General features: G+C 72.2%; 6 protein-coding genes and 1 tRNA gene. 3 read left to right on the top strand and 4 right to left on the bottom strand.

Annotated features, from left to right (window positions below; all coding sequences use genetic code 11):
• The coding region (locus VNF07_05805) for a site-specific integrase (protein HVB05742.1) at positions 1-843 on the top strand (843 nt) is incomplete at its 5' end.
• A gap of 86 nt (positions 844-929) precedes the next feature.
• On the opposite strand, the gene VNF07_05800 is transcribed toward VNF07_05805, so the two are convergent.
• The 3 genes from VNF07_05800 to VNF07_05790 all read right to left on the bottom strand — a co-directional run bounded on the left by VNF07_05800 (position 930) and on the right by VNF07_05790 (position 2,727).
• A tRNA-Cys gene (locus tag VNF07_05800) sits at positions 930-1,001 on the bottom strand.
• A 56-nt stretch (positions 1,002-1,057) separates the two neighbouring features.
• Positions 1,058-1,834, bottom strand: coding sequence for an enoyl-ACP reductase FabI (gene fabI, locus VNF07_05795; GenBank protein ID HVB05741.1), 777 nt, complete (start codon positions 1,832-1,834; stop codon positions 1,058-1,060).
• Between the two features lie 59 nt (positions 1,835-1,893).
• Complete coding sequence (locus VNF07_05790; GenBank protein ID HVB05740.1) at positions 1,894-2,727, bottom strand: amidohydrolase family protein; 834 nt, start codon at positions 2,725-2,727, stop codon at positions 1,894-1,896.
• Between the two features lie 89 nt (positions 2,728-2,816).
• Here VNF07_05790 and VNF07_05785 point away from each other — a divergent pair, with 89 nt between their 5' ends.
• Entirely contained in the window at positions 2,817-4,460 is a 1,644-nt protein-coding gene (locus VNF07_05785; GenBank protein ID HVB05739.1) for an FAD-dependent monooxygenase, read from the top strand.
• Between the two features lie 9 nt (positions 4,461-4,469).
• Here VNF07_05785 and VNF07_05780 read toward each other — a convergent pair whose 3' ends face one another.
• Positions 4,470-5,105: an antibiotic biosynthesis monooxygenase gene (locus VNF07_05780; protein HVB05738.1), complete on the bottom strand. Its 636-nt coding sequence runs from the start codon at positions 5,103-5,105 to the stop codon at positions 4,470-4,472.
• 96 nt (positions 5,106-5,201) lie between these two features.
• Between VNF07_05780 and VNF07_05775 the strand changes: the two genes are divergently transcribed.
• Positions 5,202-6,034 (top strand): zinc-binding dehydrogenase (locus VNF07_05775; protein ID HVB05737.1); only part of this gene is annotated, 833 nt, incomplete at its 3' end.

Here is a 6,034-nt window from a genome sequence, read left to right as displayed (position 1 = left end):
AATCCGACGTTCGAGAAGACGCGGCTGCGGCAGATCACGCCGGAGCAAGTCCGCAGGTGGCACTCGAAGGTCGCCGCAGAAAAGGGGTCCGACCAAGCAGCGAAGTCCTACCGACTGCTGAGGGCGATCTTGAACACGGCGGTCTCGGACGAGTTGGTGCCGCGAAACCCATGCCTCATCAAGGGGGCCGGGATCGAGAACCCGGCCGAACGGCCGATGCTCGACACGACAACCGTGCTCCGCCTGGCCGACGCCGTTGAACCGCGCCTACGCGCGCTGGTCCTGCTTGGGGGATTTGCCGGGTTGCGCCCCGGAGAGCTTCTCGGGCTGCAGCGACAAGACATCGATCCCTTGCACGCGACGATCCGCGTCGAACGACAGCTGCACGAGATTGTCGGTGTGGGTCGTGTGATCGCGCCCCCCAAGACCGAGGCGGGATTTCGGAAGATCGCGCTGCCGCGGGTGGTCGCCGAGGAACTCGCCGAGCATCTCGACACCTACGTCGCCCTCGATCCGACCGCACCGGTGTTCTCACGATCGTCAGGGCTGCCGCTGCGACGATCCGATCTCTCGAACGCGTGGAAGCAAGCGTGCGAAGCAGTAGGACTTGTCGGGGCACATCCTCATGACCTCCGACACCACGCCGCGACGATGTTCGCCCGCAAGCCCGACCTGACGCTCAAGGAGCTGATGGCGACGATCGGCCATTCCTCGCCGCGAGCCGCGCTTATCTACCAGCACGCGACGGAGGAGCGTGGACGCGAGCTGGCGGACTTCATGGACGACCAGATCGCCGCGGCGAAGGCTTCGCCCGAGACCGCTGTCGTCCGCCTGCGTCCGTAGCGGATGTGCCATCCACGTGCCATGCTCGCCGTGGGCGAACGAGAAGCAGCCGAGTAATTTGTGTTCTGAACTGGGTTAATAGTTAGAGGCGGCGAGCGGAATCGAACCGCTGTACAGGGCTTTGCAGGCCCTTGCCTAAACCACTCGGCCACGCCGCCCGGGACCTGGCCCTGGGTGCGTCACCCTACCTCGGGCGCATCGGCGCCCGACCCGCTCAGGCGCCGAGCGCGTGGTAGCCGCCGTCGACGTGGAGGATCTCGCCGGTGGTCTTCGGAAAGAGGTCCGAGAGCAGCGCGGCGCAGGCCATGCCGACGGCGTCCTGGTCGCCGCGCACGTCCCAGCCGAGGGGCGCCCGTCCGTTCCAGGTCTCCTCGAAGAGCGAGAAGCCGGGGATCGACTTCGCCGCCATGGTGCGGATCGGCCCGGCAGCGACGAGATTCACTCGCACCTGCTTCGGGCCGAGATCGCGGGCGAGGTAGCGGGCGAGGGACTCGAGGGCGGCCTTCGCGACACCCATCCAGTCATAGCCGGGCCACGCCTTCGTGGCGTCGAAGTCGAGGCCGACGATCGAAGCGCCGCCCGCCGCCTCGAGCAGCGGCAGGAAGCTCTCGGCGAGGGTTTTCAGGGAGTAGGCCGAGACCTCGATGGTCGTCGCGACCTCCTCCCAGGAGGCGGCGAACATCCCCTGGCCGAGGCAGTTGGCCGGTGCGAAGCCGATCGAGTGCAGCAGACCGTCGAGGCGCCCCCACTTGTCCCCGAGCGTGGCGCAGACCGCCGCGCCCTGCGCCGCGTCGGTCACGTCGAGCTCGAGGACCTCGACGGCCGACGGGAGCTTGCGCGCCGTCCGCTCGGTGAGCGAAAGGCCGCGGCCGAAGCCCGTGAGGACGATCTCCGCCCCTTGTTCGAGGGCGACGCGCGCCGCGCTGAAGGCCAGGGAGTCGTCAGTGAGGACCCCCGTGACCAGCAATTTCTTCCCGTCCAGAATCCCCACCGGGCCTCCTCGCCTCGCCCGGAGACTACCGCCGGAGGCCTCGTGTGATCGGGGAGCGCTCAGGCCGGGGCGCCGGGCTCGGGCCAGTCGAGCCACTCCGCGATCGTTCGCCCCATCACCCACTCGACTTCGTCGGCGGAGAGGACGCCGAGACCTTCGGCCATGGCCCGTTTCCAGTCGACGTACGGGCAGGGGAGGCGGGAGAGGTCCGAGCCCCAGGCGCAGCGCTCGGCGCCGAAGGCGTCGACGACGCGGCGGACGTGCGGGGCGAGGCTCGCGAAGGGGTAGCCCTCGCCCTCGATCGCGCAGGGCAGCGCCGAGACCTTCGCGGCGACGTTCGCCAGCTCCGCGAGGGGGATCAGCGGGTCGAGCGCGGCCGCGATCTCGCCGGCCCCCGCGGTGGTGGCGAGGTTGCAGTGGTCGATGATCAGCCGGAGGCCGGGGTAGCGGCGGGCGACCTCGCCGATCTCGGGGGTCTGGCCGGGCGCGAAGACCATCACGGGGAGGCTGGCCTCGCTCGCCTCTGACCACAGCCAGTCGGCGTCGGCGATCGCGGTGTCGACGTGGAAGGTGAGGCGGACGCCGAGCATGCCCGGCTGCTCGTTCCAGCGCGCGAGGTCGACCCCCGCGGAGTCACGGGCGTTGAGGCGCCCCATGACCGCGAAGCGATCGGGGTAGTCGCGCGCGGCGTCGAGCGCGAGGTCGTTGCGGTCGCCCTCCCACGACGGCGGCACGAGCACGGTGCGGTCGACCCCCGCCTCGTCCATCGCGGCGATCACCTCCTCGGCGTCGAGGGGCGGGACACGGTGGGTGCGCGCCGCGCCGCCTTCGGGCCAGGGGCGCTCGGCGCTGTCCGGCCCCCAGATGTGGATCTGCGCATCGGTGATGAACATCGCCCCCGCCTTCGTCGCGTCGCCGCCGATATTTCCACGGCGGAGCCACGCCGTGCGGGGAGCCGGGCAACCCCCGGTAGCTTCGGGCCGTGGCGGTCGTCGCGGAGGTGCCCGAGGAGACTGCGGTGCTCGTCGTCGGCGGGGGGCCGGTCGGCCTCGCGCTCGCCTTCGAGCTCGGTCGACGCGGCGTCGAGTGCCTCGTCGTCGAGCCGCGGCGCGCCGTCTCCTGGGAGCGGCCGCGCGCAAAGACGACGAGCGCGCGCACGATGGAGCACCTCCGACGGTGGGGGATCGCCGAGGCGGTGCGTGCCGCCGCGCCGCTCGCCCTCGACTACTCCGACCAGGTCGTCTTCTGCACCGCCCTGCAGGGTCGCGAGATCACCCGCTTCTCCGGCTGCTTCGCCCTCACGACCGGTGAGGAGGAGCTCTATGCCGAGGCGGGCCAGCAGATCCCCCAGCCCCGTTTCGAGGAGACGCTCCGCCGCGAGCTCGCCGAGGTCGCGTCGGCGACGCTACTGCTCGGCTGGCGCCTCGTCGGGCTGAGCGAGGCCGAGGACGGGGTGGGGGCCGAGATCGAGGAGGTCGAGGGCGGTGCACGGCGCGTGCTGCGTGCGCGTTTCGCCGTCGGCTGCGACGGCGCGCGCTCGCTCGTGCGCGAGGCGACCGGCGCGCACTACGTCGGCACCACCGACCTCCGTCCGAACCTCAACCTGGTCTTCCGCGCCGCAGGCCTGCACGAGGGCCACGCCCTCGGCCGCGCCATCCACTACTGGGTGCTCAACCCGCGCGTCGCCGGCGTGCTCGGCCCACTCGACGGCGGCGACCTTTGGTGGGTGATCGCGACCGGGGAGGGGGTGCTCGACGACGACCCCCGCGAGCTCATCAACGAGCTCGTGGGCAGCGAGGTCGACGCCGAGATCGTGAGCACCGACCCGTGGGCGGCGCGCCTCGCGCTCGCCTCCTCGTACGGCTCACGGCGCGCCTTCCTCGCCGGGGACGCCGCGCACCTCAATCCCCCCTGGGGAGGCCACGGCTTCAACACCGGCGTCGGGGACGCGGTGAACCTCGGATGGAAGCTCGCCGCCGTCCTCCAGGGATGGGGCGGCGCCGAGCTGCTCGCGAGCTACGAGGCCGAGCGCCGACCGGTCGCCGCCGAGACGATCGCCCTCGCCGAGGCGAACATGCGCGTCCTCGCCGTCGACCTCGCCGATCCCCGCCTCGAGCTCGAGGGCCACGTCGGCGACGCGGCGCGCACCGCCGCGGCCCGCCAGATCGAAGCCGCGAAGGCGATCGAGTTCCACAGCCTCGGCCTCGTCCTCGGCTACTCCTACGCCGGCTCGCCGATCGTCGCCACCGAGGGCTCCCGTCGGCGCGCCCCGGACCCGGGCCACTACCGGCCGAGCGGCGAGCCGGGCGGCCGCCTGCCGCACCGCTGGCTCGCGCCGGGCTGCTCGCTCTACGACCGGCTCGGCAGCGGCTTCACCCTCGTCCTCGTCGACAGCGCGGCCTCCGCCGGCCCGTGGAGCGAGGCGGCGGCCCGGCGCGGCCTGCCACTCGCGGTGCTCCATGTCGAAGGGGACTCCGCCGCCGAGCTCGGCGCCGAGGCGCTGCTCGTGCGACCCGACCAGCACATCGCGTGGCGCGGAGCGGTGCGCGAGCCCGAGCCCGGCGCCCTCCTCGATCTCGCGCGCGGCGCGCCGGGCGGGGTGATCAGCCGCAGCGAGCCCGCCTGAGGGCCTCCGTCAGGGCGCGCGCAACGCCCCCGCGAGGAGGTGGTGGCGGCGGTCGTCGACGGGCGCCACGAGCATCGGGGTGAGTACGGCGCGGGCCTCCGTGTAGGCCTCGGCGGCGAGGTGGGCGTCGAAGGCCTCCTCGCCGGCCCACACCGAGAGGAGCTCGAGGTTGTTCGGCCGCCCGCGGCGCGCGAGCAGCACCTGGCCGCCGAGCCCCTCCGCCGCGGCCTGCGCCTCGACGAGGCCCTCGAGCGCACGCTCGGCGACCGTCAGGTGCACCGGCTGCACCTCGAGCTGAGTGACGATGACGAAGGCACCGGCGGCTGCGAGCGGGAAGCGCTGCGGCCCCCGTCCGCCGTGCAGGCGGTCCTCGTAGGGCGAGCCCAGCATCGGGGCGATGGCGGCGCGGAAGGCGACGTTGCAGGGGCTGCCGAGATGGGCGAGGTAGGCGGCCTCGGTCGCGAAGCGCCCCACCAGCTCGAAGTGGTTCTGGCGGACAGGCTGGCGGAGGACCGCGTAGTCGAGCACCCCCGTCGTCGAGACGGCGCCGGCCGCGAGCTCGAGGAGGAGCTCGACGCCGTCCTCGAGGGAGGTGCGGGGGCTGATGTCGACGTGCGCGACGGCGCACCATTCATCGGCATGCATCGCGGGATTCTCCCATCAGCGCGCCGGCCCGTGCCGGGGGAGCCTGCACTCGGTATCCTGCGCCGGTCGGGCAGGCCGGACGGAACGGGGGGCGAGATGGCGAAGTCGCTGGCGATGACGCGGATCGGCAAGGAGCAGCTCGAGCTGCGGGAGTACGAGGTCCCGCCGGTGCCGGAGAACGGGGCGATTCTGAAGGTCGAGGCGGTCGGGATCTGCGGTGGCGACGTCGGCAGCTTCCGCAGCGCCCCGAAGAGCCCGAACATCCTCGGCCACGAGAACGTCGGCCGTATCCACGAGCTCGGCAAGGTCGCCCACGAGCAGTGGGGCCTCGAGGAGGGCGACCTCGTCGCCCTCGAGGAGTACGTGGTCTGCCACCAGTGCGAGTGGTGCCACAAGGGCGAGTACCGCCACTGCTGGAAGACCGACGGCCACAACAACCCGAACTACCTCCGCTACGGCTCGACCGGCGTCGACGTCGCGCCGGCGCTGTGGGGCGGCTACAGCCAGTACATGTACATGCCCTACGAGGCGGTCTGGCACAAGGTCCCCGACGGGATCACGGCCTCGGAGGCCTGCCTGCACATCGCCCTCGGCAACGGCGTCCAGTGGGCGGTCGTCGAGGGCGGCGCCGGGCCCGGGAAGTCCGTCCTCATCCAGGGCCCCGGCCAGATGGGCACCGCCTGCACCGTCGCCTCCAAGGCGGCCGGCGCTGACACCGTCATCGTCACCGGCCTCACCTCCGACGCCGACCGCCTCGAGGTCGCGCAGCGCCTCGGCGCCGACTACGTGATCGACGTGCAAAAGGAGGACGTGCGCGAGCGCGTCGCCGAGATCACCAAGGGCAAGGGCGTCGACGTCGCCGTCGACACCACGGCGCGCGCCGGTGACGAGCCGACGATGATCGCCATCGACTGCCTGCGGATGCGCGG

The sequence above is a fragment of the Acidimicrobiales bacterium genome (genome assembly GCA_035533595.1).
In the GTDB taxonomy this organism is placed as follows: Bacteria; Actinomycetota; Acidimicrobiia; order Acidimicrobiales; family Bog-793; genus DATLTN01.
This window is presented reverse-complemented; position numbering and strand designations above follow the sequence as displayed.